Here is a 16,821-nt window from a genome sequence, read left to right on the forward strand (position 1 = left end):
TTTCGTGACGGGGGGTACGGCGGGTGGGATCAGTGCTGGGCGGCGGTCGCGCCGCCGCGGCTGACGACACGCTTCTCACCGGCCGTGACGGGCAGGTGGAGGCGGTTCTGCCGCGGCGGCATCGGACAGTTGTACTGATCGGAGAAGCCGCAGGGCGGCACGAAAGCGCGGTTGAAGTCGAGGCGTACGGAGTCGTCACCGGTACGGGTCACGAAGAGGAAGCGGCCCGCGCCGTAGGTCCCGTCGTCGCCGGGGGCGCCGTTGGTGGGGTCGCCGAAGACCAGCAGCAGGGTGCCGTCGTCGTCGAAGGCGTTGAGGGTGTAGTCGCGGCCGTCGAGGGTGAGGGCGATATCGCCGGGGACGACGAGGTCGCGGGTGCCGCCGTTGTCCCGGATGTGTTCGAAGGCGATCCGCCGGGCGCCGGGGACGGGGGTGTAGGTGGCGTCGACGACCCACCGGGGGTCGTACGGGAAGACCTCGGTGCGCTCGTAGGCGCGCAGGGCGGGGGCGTCGGCGGCCCAGAAGCGGAGCCCGTGCTCGGGTACGCCGCTCACCAGGTCGGTGCGTTCGACGGTGGTGACGGTGGTGCCGTCGGGTGCCGTCGCGCGGGCCGCCGCGAGGTCGGGGCGCTCACCGGCCGGCAGCCAGCGGGTCTCGACCAGGGCGAGGTTGCCGGTGGGCGAAGTGACCGCGGCGCGCCGCGCGGCACGCCACTCCTCCCACTCCCCGGCGGGGTCGCTGACCGGCGGGACGGGGGCGGCGGGCTGGGACACGGCGGCACTCACTCACATCGGGACGAAGGCGCGGGGACGGGCAGGCATACGGATGCTCCGGGCCGCTTCCGCCCATTCGTCACAGGGGGCGACGTACAACCCAAAGCCCGATCTTTATCTTCCATAAGGTGAACTAATGTCAAGTACAACCAGATGCTGAGACGCCGTTCCGGACACTCCGAGAGGTTGGGCGTTTCCCCAGGCCAGGGGCGTGCCAAGGGGATCGCGAGGCAATCCCCTTACGGCCGTGGGCGGTTGAGCGGGCCGTCGGGGCTTCATACGGTTGTCATGAGAGCGGGCGGCGGGGTGGTGGTGACGGGAGTCAGAGCCTGGGGAGCGGGGCGGGCGCGATGGCCCGGGGCGCGAGTGTCAGGGGAGCGGGGCGGGCGCGATGGCCGGGGGCGCGAGTGTCAGGGGAGCGGGGCGGGCGCGGTCGTGAGCGCCAGCAGTTCGCGCGCGGGGCCCGCCGGTCGCTGGGAGCGCCGCCACACCGCGCGCAGCGCCCGGCGCAGCGGGACGTCCGCGAGGGGGACCGCCACCAGCCGCCGGGCGGCCAGCTCGTCCGTGACGGCCAGCTCGCTGAGGACGGCGGGGCCCGCGCCGCTGACCGCCGCCGCCTTGACCGCCGTGGTGGAGGCCAGTTCGAGCAGGGGCGCGGCCAGGCCCCCGTAGCGGGCGAGCGCCGCGTCGAGCACCTGCCGGGTGCCGGAGCCCGGTTCCCGCAGCACCAGCGGCGCGACGGCGAGTTCCGCCGGGGGTACGGGGGTACGGCGCCGGGCCCACGGATGCCCCGGCGCCACCACCACCAGCAGCCGGTCCTCGGCGACGGTCGCCCCGTCGAGCCCGGCCGGGATCCGCAGCCCCTCGACGAAGCCGAGGTCGGCCTCGCCCGAGGCGAGCCGGTCGGCGACGGCCGCGGAGTTCCCGGCGAACAGGGAGACGGCGGTATCGGGCCGCAGCGCCCGCAGGGCGACCAGCCAGCCGGGCAGCAGATACTCGGCGATGGTCATGGACGCGGCGATCCGCAGCCGGGAGTCCCGGTCACCGCGGAGCGCCTGGGCGCCCGCGTCGAACGCCTCCGCCGCCTCCACGATCCGGCGCGCCCAGTCGGTGACGAGGACGCCCGCCGGGGTGAGCCGGGAGCCCCTCGGCGAACGGTCGACCAGGGCGACGCCCAACTGCCGCTCCATGGAGCGGATCCGGCCGCTGGCGGCGGGCTGGCTGATCCCGACGTCGCGGGCGGCCCGGCCGAGACTGCCGTGCCGGGCGACGGCCAGCAGCAACTCCAGGGCGCCCAGGTCGGGCACCCGGTGCGCCAGTGGCGCCCGCGCCCTCCCACCGCCGACGCCGCCCTCGCCATCGCTCATCGGCCCAGCTTATGAGGTCATAGCGGAGACGGCCCTGGTGGGGCGGGTGACCTGCGACGACAGTGGTTCCATGGCCACCGCAGCACAGCCCGTACGCCGCCTCTCCCCCGCCGCCGGCCCCCGGCCGTCGTACGGATCCGCCGGGTCCGTGCCCTTCCCCCGGCTGCGGGAGTTCGGGCCGCAGTGGTACGCCGCCGTGATGGGCACCGCGAGCGTCGCCGTCGCGGGCTGGGCCGTGACGGGCTCCGGCGGTCCGGTCCGGGCGCCGCTCGCCGCCGTCTGGGCGCTCTCCGCGGTCCTGCTGACGGCCGTGGCCGCGGCGCGGGCGCTCCACTGGCGCCACCACCGCGACCGGGCCCGCGCCCATCTCCTCGACCCGGCGGTCGCGCCCTTCTACGGCTGCGCGGCGATGGCACCGCTGGCGGTCGGCATCGGGGCGCTCGGGCCCGGCCGGGAGGTCCTCGGCGCACGGGCCGCGCTCCCGGTCGCCGTCGCCCTGTTCGCGGTGGGCTGCGCCGTCGCCGTGGTGGCCGCGGTGGCGGTGCCGTACCTCCTGGTCGTACGGCACCGGCCGGCGCCGGGCAGCGCGTCACCGGTCTGGCTGCTGCCGCTGGTCGCGCCGATGGTGGCGGCGGCCTTCGGACCGCTGCTGGCGGCCTCGGCGGACGGCGAGACGCGGCGGACGCTGCTGGTGGTGAGCCTCGGTCTGGCCGGTGCCAGCGGGCTCGCGGCCCTGGCCGTGCTGCCGCTGGTCCTCTCCCGGCTGATCCACCACGGGCCGCTGCCGCTCGCTCTCACCCCGTCGCTCTTCCTGGTCCTCGGGCCGCTGGGGCAGTCCACGACCGCCGCCGGCCAGCTCGCGGACGCGCTGCCGGGGCGGCCGTGGGCGGATCTCGTCGCGGTCGGGTACGGCGTCCCCGTCATGGGCTTCGCGCTGCTGTGGCTGGCGCTGGCGGGGGCGATGGTGGTGCGCGCGGCCCGCCGGGGGCTGCCGTTCACCCTCGGCTGGTGGGCCTTCACCTTCCCCGTCGGCACCTGTGTGACGGGGGCCGCCGGGCTGGCCCAGCGCACCGGTCTGACGCTGCTGTGGGCGGTCGCCGCCGGGCTCTACGCGCTGCTGCTGGCCGCCTGGGCGGTGGCGGGTCTGCGGACGGTGCGCGGGCTGGTCAGCGGAGCGCTGCCCGCAGCGCCGCCGTCAACTCCCGGGGTGCCGTCACCAGCGACGGCCCGTACCAGGTGAGCGCCCGCCCGCCGACGAGGGCGGCGGGCAGCCCCGGGAACGCCTCGGGGCCGTCGTCGGAGGTGAAGCGGTACGGCTCGTCGGGCAGGACGACCAGTTCGGCGCCCGAAGCACGCAGTTCGCCGATGGGGATCCGGGGGTAGCGGTCGGGATGGTCCGCGTAGACGTTGACGACACCGAGCCGGGACAGCAGATCGCCCGCGAAGGTGTCCCGGCCCAGCACCATCCAGGGGCGGCGCCACACCGGGATCACCGCCGGCACCGGGCGGCTCGCGACGGGCACGGCGGCGCTCCAGGCGGTCTCGGCGGCGGCGAGCCAGTCGGGCAGGGGCGCTCCGCGGCCGTCGACGAGGCCGTGTCCGTGTCCGAGGACACGGCCCAGGACCCGGCGCAGTTCCCGCAGCCCGCCGGGCAGATCGCGGACCTCGGTGACCAGGACGTCGAGCCCGGCGGCGCGCAGCCGGTCCAGGTCGGGGACCCGGTTCTCCTCCTCGTTGGCGACGACGAGATCGGGCCGCAGCCGGATCACGGCGTCCGGGTCGGGGTTCTTGGTGCCCCCGATCCGGACGACGTCGAGTCCGGCGGGGTGGTCGCACCAGTCGGTGGCGCCGACCAGCACTCCGGGGGCGGCGACGGCGATCGCCTCGGTGAGCGACGGTACGAGGGAGACCACCCGCATCCGGTCAGCCGCCGGGAGGCGTCTCGATGTGCTCGGCGACGGTGACCACGACGACCCGGGTCTCGGCGCCCCCGGCCCGCCAGCGGTGCCGTACGCCACCGGAGAGGAACAGCGTGTCACCGCGGCCCAGGCGGTAGGCGCGGCCCTCGGCCTCGATCTCGACGGTGCCGTCGGCGACGTACATCAGCTCGTCGTTGCGGTGCTGGAACTCGCCCTCGGTGTCGTGCTCGCCGCTGAACTCCAGCGCCTCCAGCTGATGGCGCCCGTGCACCAGCCGGCGGCTGCTCGGCAGGGCGGGATCCGCGGCGGGTCCGGCGTCGGCGGCACGGGAGACGGTGACCGTACGGGCCGCGTCGGAGGCGGCGATCAGCCGGTCCGCGGTGGTCTCCAGCGCGTCCGCGACCCGCTGGAGGGACCGGCGGCTGGGGCGGGCCCGGTCGTTCTCGATCTGGCTGAGGAAGGGCACGGACAGGCCGGAGCGCTCCGCGACCGACGCCAGCGTCAGATCGAGCGCCCGCCGCCGCCTGCGCACGGCGGTGCCGACCCGGAGACGCTCGGTCTCCTTCGGATCCTTGCCGTCCCTGGCGTCAGCGTCCATGCGCCGGCCCCCTTCCTGCGTTCTGTACAACCTTACGCAGCTTCCGGCCCGGCTACCTCCGCGATCACCCGGGATCGGGGCGAAAAAAGGCCAGGGTGGCCCGGACACTGTCCGGAACCACCCCGTACCCCCGGGTGAACTTCACCGTCAACCGGTGTACTGAACCGTCAACCGGCCACGGGGACCGTTTTCTCGACAAATCCGGGGTTCTTCTCCAGCCAGGCGCGCACGGCCTCCTGCTCCTTGCCCTTGCCGGTGCTCTGGATCTCCGCCTCCAGATCCGTCAGCTCCTTCTCGGTCATCCGGAAGTCCTTCAGCCACTTCCCGACCTCGGGGTGGTCGTCGGAGAAGTCGCCGCGGGCCAGGGTGTGCACCCCGTCGCCCTTGCCCCAGGCGCCCTTCGGGTCCTTCAGCTTCTTCAGGTCGTAGCCGCTGTAGGCCCAGTGGGGGGACCACAGGGTGACGACGACCGGCTCCTTCTTCGCGTACGACCGCTTCAGCTCGGCGAGCATGCCGGGCGTCGAGCCGTCGACGACCTTGTACTCGCCTTCGAGGCCGTACTCCTTCAGGACCTTGTCCTTGAGGAGGCCCATCATTCCGGCGCTCGGCTCGATACCGATGATCCGGCCCTTGAACGTGCCGGACTTGCCCTTGAGGTCGTCGAGGGAGTCGATACCGTCGACGTACGACGGCACGGCCAACTCCAGGGACGTGGGTCCGTACCAGGCGCCGAGGTCCTCCAGCCGGTCGCCGTACTTCTTCCAGTACGAGGCATGGGTCACCGGCAGCCAGGAGTCGGTCTGGAAGTCGATCTGGCCGTTCGCCAGACCGGTGTACAGGGCGCCGGTCTCCAGCTGCTTCGCCTCGGCCTCGAAACCGCGCCGCTCCAGCAGCTCCTTCCACAGATAGGTGGAGGCGATGGCCTCGTCCCACGGGATGTACCCCATGGTCAGCTTCTTCCCCTTGCCGACGTTCTGCGCGCCGGTCACGGAAGTGGTGCCGGTGGAGGACGGGCCGAAGGCGGAGAACCCGCCCGCGACCAGGGCCAGGACGACGACACCGACGAGGGCCACGACCGGCTGGGGCCGGTGGTTCCACAGCGACGGGCCGCCCGCCAGGGCGCGCGCCTTGGCGATCGCCCGGCGGCCCAGCGGGGAGACCTGACGGCCCAGCTCGCCGGTCATCCGGTCCAGGTACATGGCGAGGATGACGATGGAGAGACCCGCCTCGAAACCGAGGCCGATGTCGACATTGCCGATGGCGCTGTAGACCTCGCCGCCGAGGCCGCCGCCGCCGACCATGCCCGCGATCACGACCATGGAGAGGCCGAGCATGATGACCTGGTTGACCCCGGCCATCATGGTGGGCAGGGCGAGCGGGAGCTGGACCCGGAGCAGGGTGTCGCGGGGCGCGGTGCCGAAGGCCTCGGCCGCCTCGACGAGTTCCTTGTCGACCTGGCGGATGCCGAGTTCGGTCATCCGTACGCCGGGTGGCAGGGAGAACACGATGGTGGCGATGATCCCGGGGACCACGCCGACGCCGAAGAAGATGATGCCCGGGATGAGGTAGACCATCGCGGGCATGGTCTGCATGAAGTCCAGCACGGGCCGGACGACGGCGCTGACGGTGGCCGAGCGCGACGCCCAGATGCCGAGCGGTACGGCGATCGCCAGGGTGACGATCGTGGCGACCAGCACCAGGGAGAGCGTCGACATCGCCTCGTCCCAGAGCGCGACGGAGTCGATCAGGGCGAATCCGGCGAAGGCGAGCAGGGCCGCGAGCAGTCCGCGGAGCCACCAGGCGAAGACGGCCAGGATCCCGGCGAAGAGCAGCGGCTCCGGGGCGGACAGGACCGCGTCCAGGCCCTCGTACATCCCGGTGACAACACTGCTGATCGCGTCGAAGAGCCAGGTCAGATGGGTCTGGAGCCAGTCGACGGCGCTGTCGGTCCAGTCCCCGATGGGCAATCTAGGCATGGGCCACCGCCCCGGTGGCGGAGGACTTCGGGGAGGCGTCGTTCCCGGCGGTCCCGGCGTGCTCGTCCGGGTCGGGCTTCATCGGCTCCCCGAGGACGGCCAGCAGCCGAGCCCGCGGTACGACGCCGATCAGCTCGCCCCGCTCGCAGGTCACCGCCACGGCCACACCACTGGTCGAGCAGGGCGTGAACAGCTCGGTGATCGGGGTGTCCGCCTTGACGACGGCGGGCGCCGCGGCCATCACCTGGGCGGCGGAGTTCAGCTCGTCGCCCTGGTCGGTCCGGGTGCCGTACGCGGTCTCAGGATCGGCCATGATCGCGCCCGCGGTCAGGACCCGGGTGCGGTCGACGTCCTGGGTGAAGGAGGCGACGTAGTCGTTGGCCGGGGTGACCAGGATGTCCTGGGCGGTGCCCTGCTGGACGATCCGGCCGTCCCGCATGACCGCGATCCGGTCGCCGAGGCGCATCGCCTCGTTGAGGTCGTGGGTGATGAAGACGATGGTCTTCTTCAGGGTCTTCTGGAGTTCGAGGAGCTGGTCCTGCATATCGCGGCGGATCAGCGGGTCCAGCGCGCTGAAGGACTCGTCCATCAGCAGCAGATCGGCGTCGGTCGCCAGCGCCCGGGCCAGGCCCACGCGCTGCTGCATACCGCCGGACAGCTCGTCGGGCCAGGAGTCCTCCCAGCCCGCGAGCCCGGCGAGGGCGAGCGCCTCGGTGGCGCGCCGGCTCCGCTCGGCCCGGTCGACGCCCTGCACCTCGAGCCCGTACGCGGCGTTCTCCAACACGCTGCGATGGGGGAAGAGCGCGAAGTGCTGGAAAACCATGCTGATGCGCCGGGAGCGCACGGACCGCAGCTCACGACCGCTGAGGGCGGTCAGATCGCGGCCGTCGAAGAGGACCCGGCCCGCGGTGGGTTCGAGCAGCCCGTTGAGCATCCGCAACAAGGTCGACTTGCCCGAGCCGGACAAGCCCATGACGACGAAGATCTCGCCGGGCTCGACGGTGAAGGAGGCGTCGATGACCGCCGCCGTCGTTCCGTCGGCACGCAGCTCGTCGCGGTCCGTACCGCCTTCGAGTCGTCGTACGGCCGCTTCCGGTCGTCTGCCGAACACCTTGTACAGATGCTCCGCCTGGAGCCTGGACACATACACCTCGCGTCTCGTGCCGGACCGGCCCGCCACCCCCATACGGGCGGACCGCGGAGCCCGGGGGGATCGGCCCGCCCTCCGGGCCGGTACGCGGCCACAAGGCCGCGACCCGACCGGATCGGCTCCAGCGGCGCGCCTGCCCCCGGCTTGTGCCGCCAAACGCAACAGTGACCCACGTCACGCAACACCGCAGGTAGGGAGAGTGCGATCCAGGGGTGTCGGCATCCATCACGACCGACAGGGCGTCCGTTATGACCGATTGATTCGCCAGGTCGGTACGGGCGTCGCCGCCTCCGGGCCGCTGTCGGTGGCGTACGGCATGATCGGGGTGTGACGCGACGCCTGATGCTCCTCGACACCGCATCCCTGTACTTCCGGGCCTATTTCGGGGTCCCCGACTCGGTGCGCGCCCCCGACGGCACCCCGGTCAACGCCGTGCGCGGGCTGCTCGACTTCATCGGGCGCCTGGTGCAGGACCACCGGCCGGACGATCTCGTCGCCTGCTGGGACAACGACTGGCGGCCGCACTGGCGGGTCGAGCTGATCCCCTCGTACAAGGCGCACCGGGTCGCCGAGGAGACCGCGACGGGCCCGGACGAGGAGGAGACCCCGGACACACTGGCCCCGCAGGTCCCGGTGATCGCGGACGTTCTCGACGCGCTGGGCATCGCCCGGGTCGGCGCGGACGGATACGAAGCGGACGACGTCATCGGGACCCTCACCACTCGGGCGACAGGACCGGTGGACATCGTCACCGGCGACCGCGATCTGTTCCAGCTCGTCGACGACGCCCTGGAGCGCCGGGTGCTGTACCCGCTGAAGGGCGTCGGCACGCTCCAGACCACGGACGAGGCGTGGCTGCGCGGGAAGTACGGCGTGGACGGCCCGGGGTACGCGGATCTCGCCCTGCTCCGCGGCGACCCGAGCGACGGACTGCCGGGGGTGCCCGGCATCGGCGAGAAGACCGCGGCGAAGCTGCTGGAGGCCTACGGCGATCTGGCCGGGATCATGGCGGCGGCGGCGGACCCCGCGTCGCGGCTGACCCCGGCGCAGCGACGGCGGCTGGCCGAGTCCCGGGATTATCTGGCGGTCGCGCCGAAGGTGGTCCGGGTGGCGTCGGACGTCCCGCTGCCCGCCTTCGACCCGGCGTTGCCGTCGGAACCGCTCGATCCGGCGACGCTGGACGAGCTGGCGGCGCGCTGGGGTCTGGGGAACGCGCTGCACCGGCTGCTGACGGTGCTGCGGCCCTGATGCGACCGGGGCCGGGGCCCTGCCGGAGGCCCGCGCCCCTGCGTGTTCTCGCGCTTTCTCCCGTACGCGTACGGGCCCGTAAGCGCTCATATGCGCCGTACCGACGCGCTGTGGCCGCTTTCCCGTGCTGAGCTTTCCGGCACGGAGTGTTAACTTAGGCAAGCCTAAGCAAGCGCACGAGCCCGGGAGAGCGCCGTGACCGAACGACCTGCCCGCACGTCACCGACGCCCTACAAAGCCCATGTGGTGCACGCCGAACGCCTCACCCCGCATATGGCGCGGGTCGTCTTCGGCGGCGATGGCCTGGCCGGGTTCGGGCTCGACGGCTACACCGACCACTATGTGAAGCTCGTGTTCCCGGCGGCGGGCGTACGGTACCCGGAGCCCTGGGACATCGACCGGATCAAGGCGGACTTTCCGAGGGACCAGTGGCCGTCCAACCGGACCTACACGGTCCGGAGCTGGGACGCCGGGACCTCCGAGCTGACCATCGACTTCGTCGTCCACGGCGACGAGGGCCTCGCGGGCCCCTGGGCGGCCCGCGCCCGGGTCGGCGACCCCATGTGGATCATCGGCCCCGGCGGCGGCTACGCCCCCGACCCGACCGCCGACTGGCATCTGCTGGCCGGCGACGAGAGCGCGCTGCCCGCGATCGCGGCGTCGCTGGAGCGGATGCCCGAGGGCGCCGTGGTGCACGCCTTCGTGGAGATCGAGGACCCCGCGGAGGAGCAGAAGATCGTCACCCCGGACGGTGTGACCGTCCAGTGGCTGCACCGGGCCGGGCGCCCGGTGGGCGAGGCGATGGTCGAGGCCGTGAAGAATCTCGACTTCCCGGCCGGCCGGGTCTGCGCCTTCGTCCACGGCGAGGCGGCCTGTGTGAAGGAGCTGCGCCGCCATCTGCGGCTGGACCGCGGGGTGGAGCGCGACCAGCTGTCGATCTCCGGCTACTGGCGGCTGGGCCAGAACGACGAGGCGTGGCGCGCGGTCAAGCGCGAGTGGAACGAGCAGGTCGAACGGGAGCAGGAGACCCCAGAAACCTCCACCTGACCGGCCCTGAAGAGGAGAACGGTACGGCGGGTATCCAGGGGCGCGAGGAACTGCGCGAGCAACCACGACGCGGGCGCGTCCGGCAAAGGACATGGCGCACCACGACGTCCCCCGCCATGGACTGACCGCCCCGGAGGGGAACCGACGGGGGACATCAGGGGCGAAATCCGTGCGGCGTCGGCTCCGTCCTGATAGGGACGGCTCATGTCCGTCTCCGTCATGCTCTTCACCTCCGATCTGCGGGTTCACGACCAGCCCGCGCTCGCCGCCGCCGTCCGGGACGGCGATGCCGTCGTCCCCCTCTTCGTGCTCGACGCGGGGATCCACCGCGCCGGGTTCGACGCGCCCAACCGCCGGGCCTTCCTCGCCGACTCCCTGGCCTCCCTCGACCGCGGGCTGCGCGAACGCGGCGGGCGGCTCGTCGTGCGCTCCGGCGCCGTCGTCGACGAGGTGTGCCGGGTGGTCGCGGCGACCGGGGCGCGATCCGTCCATGTCGCGGCGGGTGTCAGCCGGTACGCGACGCGGCGGGAGGACGCCCTGCGGAGCGCCCTCACCGCGGCGGGCGCGGCACTCCACGTCCACGACGGGGTGGTGACCGCCCTGCCGCCGGGCCGTGTCACCCCCGCCGACCGGGACCACTTCGCCGTCTTCACCCCGTACTTTCGCCGCTGGGAGGCGGCCGGTACCCGCCCGGTGGTGACCGCGCCCCGCCGGATCACGGTCCCGGACACCGCCGGTGAACCGCTGCCCGCGCGCTCCTCGGTCTCCGGGGTGTCGCCCGGACTCGCCGCGGGCGGCGAGGAGGAGGGGCGGCGACGGCTCACCGCCTGGCTGGCGCGGCCCGCGTCCGGGGTGGACTCTTACGCCGAACGCCACGACGATCTCGCGGGCGACGCCACCTCCCGGCTCTCCCCGCATCTCCACTTCGGCACCCTCTCCCCCGTCGAACTCGTCCGCCGCGCCCGGGACAAGGGCGGACCGGGGGCCGAGGCGTTCGTCCGCCAGTTGGCCTGGCGGGACTTCCACCACCAGGTCCTGGCGGCCCGCCCCGACGCGGCCGCGGCGGACTACCGGTCCCGGGGCGACCGCTGGCGCGACGACCCGAAGGAGATCGACGCCTGGCGGGAGGGCCGTACGGGCTGTCCCGTGGTCGACGCGGGGATGCGGCAGCTGCGTCACGAGGGCTGGATGCACAACCGGGCCAGGCTGCTGACCGCGAGCTATCTCGCCAAGACCCTCTACGCGGACTGGCGGACCGGCGCCGCGCACTTCCTCGATCTGCTGGTCGACGGGGACATGGCGAACAACCAGCTCAACTGGCAGTGGGTGGCGGGTACCGGGACCGACACCCGCCCCAACCGGATCCTCAACCCCCTCACCCAGGCCCGTCGGTTCGACCCCGACGGGGAGTACGTCCGCCGCTGGGTCCCGGAGCTCGCCGGTGTCCCCGGGCGCGCGGTCCACGATCCGGCCGCCCTCCCCGCCGCCGAACGCGCCCGGCTCGACTACCCGGACCCCCTGGTCGACCTGACCGCGGCCCGGGACCGGTTCACCGAGGCCCGGGGGCTGAATCGCTGACCCCGGGCGGGGCGGGCCGCATAGGGTGGCCCGATGCCCCACGACATCCTGACCCGGGTCGAACACGCGCTGGGCGCGGTCATCGGCTCCGCCGTCGGGGACGCCCTCGGCGCCCCCTTCGAGTTCGGCGAACCGGGCGTGTTCTCGGCCCGGTTCCCCGACGGACGCGGCGAACTGTGCGGAGGCGGCGGCTGGGATCCCGGCGAAGCCACCGACGACACCCAGATGGCCGTCCTCGTCGGACAGTCACTCGCGGAGCACGGCGACCTCGACCTCCCCGACGTCTTCGACCGGTTCCGCCGCTGGGCCCTGGCGGAGCCGAAGGACATCGGCCTCCAGACCGAGCAGGTCCTCACGAGCGGCGACCCCTGGGATCTGGCTGCCGCCCGGCACTTCAGGACCACCGGCCGGGCCGCGGGCAACGGCTGTCTGATGCGCTCCTCCACGGCCGCCGTCCGCTTCGCCGCCGAGGGCCGGGAGGCGACCATGGCGGCCGGGCGCAGGCTGGCGGCGCTGACCCACGGCGACCCCGCCGCGTGGGAGGGCACGGCGATCCTGCACGACCTGGTCCGGGCCGCGCTCGCCGGTGAGGATCCGCTGGCCGAGCTGCCCGGCGCGCTCGCCCTGGTCGCCCCCGAGCACCGGGAGCGCTGGGAGACGGTGCTGGACCCGGCCTGGCAGCCGTCGGCGGCCACCGAGTTCAACGGGGCGGTATGGCCCTGTCTCGGCTCCGCGGTCTGGGCGCTGCGCACCACGTCGTCGTTCGAGGAGTCCCTCGCCGCGGCGATCGACCTGGGCGGCGACACGGACACGGTGGCCGCGGTGACGGGTCTGCTGGCGGGCGCGGTGCACGGGGTCGCGGTGATCCCGAGCCCGTGGCTCAATGAGCTCCATGTCCCGGTCCCGGGCTCCGGCGAGCCCGCCCTGCGCACGGGGGCGCTGGTGGAGCTGACGTATCGCCTGGTGATGGTGGTCTGACCCGTCCGGCGAATCGCCGCGACGAGAGGCCCGGGGACGAACCGCCCCCGGGCCGGGCCCGCCGACCCGCCGACCCGACGACCCGCCGGTCAGCCCGTCAGCCCGTCAGCCGACCGAGCTGTACGCCACCACGCCCCGCAGCACGGCGTCCACCGCCTTGCGGGCGTTCTTCGCGACCGTTCCCCCGTCGGCGGGGGCCGCCGCGGCGATCTGGCCGAGGACATCGATGACCTGCTTCGTCCAGCGGACGAAGTCACCCGCGGGCATCTCCGACTCCCGCAGCACCTCGTCCAGGCCGAGGCCCGAGGCCCACTGGTACGCGGACCACGCGAAGCCGAGGTCGGGCTCCCGCTGCCCCACACCCTCCGCCTGGTGGATCTTGAAGTCCTCCTCCAGGGCGTCGAGCCGTCCCCAGATGCGGACCATCTCGCCGAGCGCCGCCTTCGCGGGCCCGCCGGGGACCTTGGGCGCCACGGCGTCGTCGGACTGGCGGGACTCGTAGACCAGCGCGGAGGCGCAGGCGGCGAGTTCGGCCGGGCTGAGCCCCTCCCACACACCGTCCCGCAGGCATTCACTGGCCAGCAGGTCGAGTTCGCCGTAGAGCCGGGCGAGCCGGCGGCCGTGCGGGGTGACGTCGTCCTCGCGGAGATAGTCCAGCTCCGTCAGGAGGGCGACGATCCGGTCGAAGGTGCGGGCGATGGTGTTCGTACGCCCCTCGATCCGGCGCTCCAGCTGGCGGGTGTCCCGCAGCAGCCGGTGGTAGCGCTCGGCCCAGCGGGCATGGTCCTCGCGCTCGGAGCAGCCGTGGCACGGGTGCGCCCGCAAGTCCGCCCGCAGCCGGGCGATCTCGCGGTCGTCCGCCGCCGCGGACCGCTGCTTGCGGTGCCGCTCGGGCACGATATGACCGGCCTTGGTCCGCAGCGCGGAGGCCAGATCGCGCCGGGACTGCGGGGAGCGCGGATTGAACGACTTGGGGATCCGCATCCGCTCCAGCGGCTCCACGGGCACCGGAAAGTCCATCGACGCCAGCCGCTTGACCTGGCGCTCCGCGGTGAGGACGAGCGGGCGGGGGCCGTCGTGGTGGTCGAAGCCGCGGTGCCCCGCGGTGCGTCCTGCGGGGATACCGGGGTCGAGGACGAGCGCCAGACCGGCGAACTTCCCCGTCGGGACATGGATGATGTCGCCCGGCTTGAGCCGCTCCAGGGAGACCGCGGCGGCGGACCGCCGCTGCGCCGCGCCCTGCTTGGCCAGGTCGGTCTCCCGGTCCTTGAGTTCGCGGCGCAGCCGCGCGTACTCCTCGAAATCGCCGAGATGGCAGGTCATGCCCTCCCGGTACCCTTCGAGCCCCGTCTCGTTCTTCTGCACCTGGCGGGAGATGCCGACCACCGAGCGGTCGGCCTGGAACTGGGCGAAGGAGGTCTCCAGCAGCTCCCGGGAGCGGTGCCGGCCGAACTGCTCCACCAGATTGACGGCCATGTTGTACGACGGCTTGAAGCTGGAGCGCAGGGGGTACGTCCGGGTGCCGGCGAGTCCGGCGAGCGCGGCCGGGTCCATGGCGCGCTGCCACAGCACCACCGCATGGCCCTCGACGTCGATTCCGCGCCGTCCGGCCCGCCCGGTCAGCTGGGTGTATTCGCCGGGGGTGATGTCGGCGTGCTGCTCGCCGTTCCACTTGACGAGCTTCTCCAGCACCACGGAGCGCGCGGGCATATTGATGCCGAGCGCCAGGGTCTCGGTGGCGAAGACCGCCTTCACCAGGCCGCGGACGAACAGCTCCTCGACCACCTCCTTGAAGGTGGGGAGCATCCCGGCGTGATGGGCGGCGATCCCGCGTTCGAGGCCCTCCAGCCATTCGTAGTACCCGAGGACGTTGAGGTCCTCGGTGGGAATGGCGGCGGTCCGCTCCTCGACGATCTCCCGGACCCGGGCCCGGGACGCGTCGTCGTTGAGCCGGAGCCCCGCGTACAGGCACTGCTGTACGGCGGCCTCGCAGCCCGCCCGGCTGAAGATGAAGGTAATCGCGGGGAGCAGGCCCTCCGCGTCGAGCCGCTCGATCACCTCGGGGCGGCCCGGGGTCCAGATCCGGGACCGGCTGCGCCGCTCCCGCTCCCGGTCGGCCTCGCGGACCATCTTGCCGCGGCGGCGGTCGCGGGGGTTGTACGACTTCTGGTTCTCCGTCCGGGCCAGCCGGACCAGGTCCGGATTGACCTCGCGGCGGCCGGTGCCCCGGCCGCCGTGGTCGCTCTCCTCCTCGAAGAGGTCGTACATCCGGCGTCCGGCCATGACGTGCTGCCACAGCGGGACGGGACGCTCCTCGGAGACGATGACCGCGGTGTCGCCGCGGACGGTGTCCAGCCAGTCGCCGAACTCCTCCGCGTTGGACACAGTGGCGCTCAGCGACACCAGGGTCACCGATTCGGGGAGGTGGATGATCACCTCTTCCCAGACGGCGCCGCGGAAGCGGTCGGAGAGGTAGTGCACCTCGTCCATGACGACATAGCCCAGGCCGCGCAGCGACTGCGAACCGGCGTAGAGCATGTTCCGCAGCACCTCGGTGGTCATCACGACCACGGGCGCCTCGGAGTTGACGCTGTTGTCGCCGGTGAGCAGGCCGACCTTGTCGGCACCGTACCGCTTGACGAGATCGGCGTACTTCTGGTTCGACAGCGCCTTGATGGGCGTCGTGTAGAAGCACTTCCGGCCCTGCTGGAGGGCGAGGTGGACGGCGAACTCGCCGACGATGGTCTTGCCGGAGCCGGTCGGCGCGGCCACGAGCACGCCCCGGCCGTCCTCCAGCACTTCGCATGCCTCGATCTGGAAGGGGTCCAGCTCGAACTCGTACATCTCGCGGAAGGGGAACAGGGCGGTGGCCTGCTCGGCGGCGCGGGTACGGGAGGCCGCGTACCGCTCGGCGGGTGAGAGATCCTCGGTCATCTTGTTGACGAGCCTACCCGCCGGGTACGACAGTCAGCGCGGCCTTATCGCACGGTTCGGCGCCCGGCGCGCGCCCGCGGCGCGTCCGCCCGCCCGCACGCCCCCGGTTGCCCGCTCCAGGATCTCGTACGGACCGGGTCCCGGGGCTGGGCCGGAGGTCACGGCCCTTCCGGTACGGCGGGTGAGGCCCCGGTCACGCCCCGTCGGCGGCCCCGGGGCGGGGCGCCAGTACCCGGACCGCGCCCGGGACGCACTCGGCGGTCAGCGGCAGCGGTCCCAGCCGTTCCCCGTCGGCGTACGCGGTCAGTCCCTCGGCCGCCAGCCGGACGGAGCGGGCCCGGTGCACGGTGACCTTCGGGTGGTCGAGATGGGTGCCCCGGTAGACCCGGGGGAACACCCGGAGCAGGGTCCTGCGGTCGCAGTCGGCGACGACGACGACGTCCAGCAGCCCGTCGTCCAGGGCCGCCCCGGCGCAGATCCGCATGCCGCCGCCGTAGCTGTCGCCGTTGCCGACGGCGACGAGGATCGCCTCGACCTCCCGGGTCTCCCCGTCGTCGAGGGTGATCCGGTACGGGATCGGGCGCAGGGCGGCGAGTTCGGCGAGGAGCGCCAGCTCGTAGGTGAAGCGGCCCGCGATCCGCCCCATGCGGTTGCCCCGGTCGTTGACGCGGGAGTCGAAGCCGGAGGCCAGGACCGTACCGAACCAGTGGTCCCCGGCCCGTCCGAGGTCGATCCCGCGGCCCCCGTCCCCCTTCAGGGCGCCGGCGGCGACCCGGCCGGCCGCGGCGGGGTCGCGGACCGGCAGCCCGAGGGAGCGGGCGAAGTCGTTCCCGGTGCCGACGGCTATCACCCCGAGAGGGGTGGGGGTCCCGGCCACGGCCCGCAGGGCGAGGGAGACCAGACCGTCGCCGCCGACGGCTATCAGCGCGCCGGTACCCGCCGCGACGGCTTCCCGGGCCCGCCGCAGCGCGTCGGGCGCGTCCTCGCCGAGGACGGTACGGACGGAGAACCCGGCGTCGCGCAGGACCCGGGCGGCGGGCTGGGCCGCGTGGGCACCCCGGCCGCGGCCCGCCGTGGGGTTGACGAAGAGAGTGATCTCGTGGGTCACCCGGGTGACGTTACTCGAAGGTCACAACGCCGGGTGGTACGCGTCCGGCGACGACGGGGCCCGAGGCCCCCGGATACGGCGAAGGGGCCGGACGGCCGATGGCCGTCCGGCCCCGTCGGCCGGGGGCCGGTCGGTTATACACAAC

General features: G+C 73.3%; 13 protein-coding genes. 5 read left to right on the forward strand and 8 right to left on the reverse strand.

Annotation, left to right across the window (positions count from 1 at the left end):
- Positions 1-29 precede the first annotated feature (29 nt).
- Together ACFXG1_RS27350 and ACFXG1_RS27355 are read right to left on the reverse strand one after the other, a co-directional pair.
- A complete protein-coding gene (locus ACFXG1_RS27350) occupies positions 30-773 on the reverse strand; it encodes a DUF1684 domain-containing protein (RefSeq protein ID WP_384744973.1) in 744 nt (247 codons plus the stop codon).
- A gap of 410 nt (positions 774-1,183) precedes the next feature.
- On the reverse strand, positions 1,184-2,140 hold the full coding sequence (locus ACFXG1_RS27355) for a LysR family transcriptional regulator (RefSeq protein WP_384722082.1): 957 nt from the start codon (positions 2,138-2,140) through the stop codon (positions 1,184-1,186).
- Between the two features lie 70 nt (positions 2,141-2,210).
- On the opposite strand from ACFXG1_RS27355, the gene ACFXG1_RS27360 reads away from it, so the two are divergent.
- On the forward strand, positions 2,211-3,380 hold the full coding sequence (locus ACFXG1_RS27360) for a C4-dicarboxylate ABC transporter (RefSeq protein ID WP_384744975.1): 1,170 nt from the start codon (positions 2,211-2,213) through the stop codon (positions 3,378-3,380).
- Here the strand turns inward: ACFXG1_RS27360 and ACFXG1_RS27365 are convergent.
- From ACFXG1_RS27365 to ACFXG1_RS27380, 4 genes are all read right to left on the reverse strand, one after another.
- Positions 3,307-4,059 carry a helical backbone metal receptor gene (locus ACFXG1_RS27365; RefSeq protein WP_384715209.1) on the reverse strand — a complete coding sequence of 251 codons (753 nt, stop codon included), beginning with the start codon at positions 4,057-4,059 and terminating at the stop codon, positions 3,307-3,309. The genes ACFXG1_RS27360 and ACFXG1_RS27365 overlap by 74 nt on opposite strands.
- A 4-nt stretch (positions 4,060-4,063) precedes the next feature.
- On the reverse strand, positions 4,064-4,657 hold the full coding sequence (locus tag ACFXG1_RS27370) for a helix-turn-helix domain-containing protein (protein WP_384715212.1): 594 nt from the start codon (positions 4,655-4,657) through the stop codon (positions 4,064-4,066).
- Between the two features lie 167 nt (positions 4,658-4,824).
- The gene (locus tag ACFXG1_RS27375) at positions 4,825-6,633 is read right to left on the reverse strand and encodes an ABC transporter permease/substrate binding protein (protein WP_384744978.1); all 1,809 of its coding nucleotides are present in this window, start codon (positions 6,631-6,633) and stop codon (positions 4,825-4,827) included.
- A complete protein-coding gene (locus ACFXG1_RS27380; protein ID WP_384715215.1) occupies positions 6,626-7,777 on the reverse strand; it encodes a glycine betaine/L-proline ABC transporter ATP-binding protein in 1,152 nt (383 codons plus the stop codon). The genes ACFXG1_RS27375 and ACFXG1_RS27380 overlap by 8 nt, the downstream gene beginning before the upstream one ends.
- Positions 7,778-8,125: 348 nt before the next feature.
- On the opposite strand from ACFXG1_RS27380, the gene ACFXG1_RS27385 reads away from it, so the two are divergent.
- The 4 genes from ACFXG1_RS27385 to ACFXG1_RS27400 all read left to right on the forward strand — a co-directional run bounded on the left by ACFXG1_RS27385 (position 8,126) and on the right by ACFXG1_RS27400 (position 12,634).
- Positions 8,126-9,031 (forward strand): 5'-3' exonuclease H3TH domain-containing protein, encoded by a 906-nt coding sequence (locus ACFXG1_RS27385; RefSeq protein ID WP_384715221.1) that lies wholly within the window; start codon positions 8,126-8,128, stop codon positions 9,029-9,031.
- A 195-nt stretch (positions 9,032-9,226) separates the two neighbouring features.
- A complete protein-coding gene (locus ACFXG1_RS27390) occupies positions 9,227-10,078 on the forward strand; it encodes a siderophore-interacting protein (protein WP_384715218.1) in 852 nt (283 codons plus the stop codon).
- Between the two features lie 204 nt (positions 10,079-10,282).
- A complete protein-coding gene (locus ACFXG1_RS27395) occupies positions 10,283-11,656 on the forward strand; it encodes a cryptochrome/photolyase family protein (protein WP_384744980.1) in 1,374 nt (457 codons plus the stop codon).
- Positions 11,657-11,689: 33 nt separating this feature from the next.
- A complete protein-coding gene (locus ACFXG1_RS27400; protein ID WP_384744982.1) occupies positions 11,690-12,634 on the forward strand; it encodes an ADP-ribosylglycohydrolase family protein in 945 nt (314 codons plus the stop codon).
- Positions 12,635-12,739: 105 nt separating this feature from the next.
- On the opposite strand, the gene ACFXG1_RS27405 is transcribed toward ACFXG1_RS27400, so the two are convergent.
- On the reverse strand, positions 12,740-15,568 hold the full coding sequence (locus ACFXG1_RS27405; protein WP_384744984.1) for a DEAD/DEAH box helicase: 2,829 nt from the start codon (positions 15,566-15,568) through the stop codon (positions 12,740-12,742).
- Positions 15,569-15,761: 193 nt separating this feature from the next.
- Positions 15,762-16,676: a diacylglycerol kinase gene (locus tag ACFXG1_RS27410; protein WP_384744986.1), complete on the reverse strand. Its 915-nt coding sequence runs from the start codon at positions 16,674-16,676 to the stop codon at positions 15,762-15,764.
- Positions 16,677-16,821: the final 145 nt, after the last annotated feature.

The organism is Streptomyces sp. NPDC059248, from assembly GCF_042753905.1.
Lineage (GTDB): Bacteria > Actinomycetota > Actinomycetes > Streptomycetales > Streptomycetaceae > Streptomyces.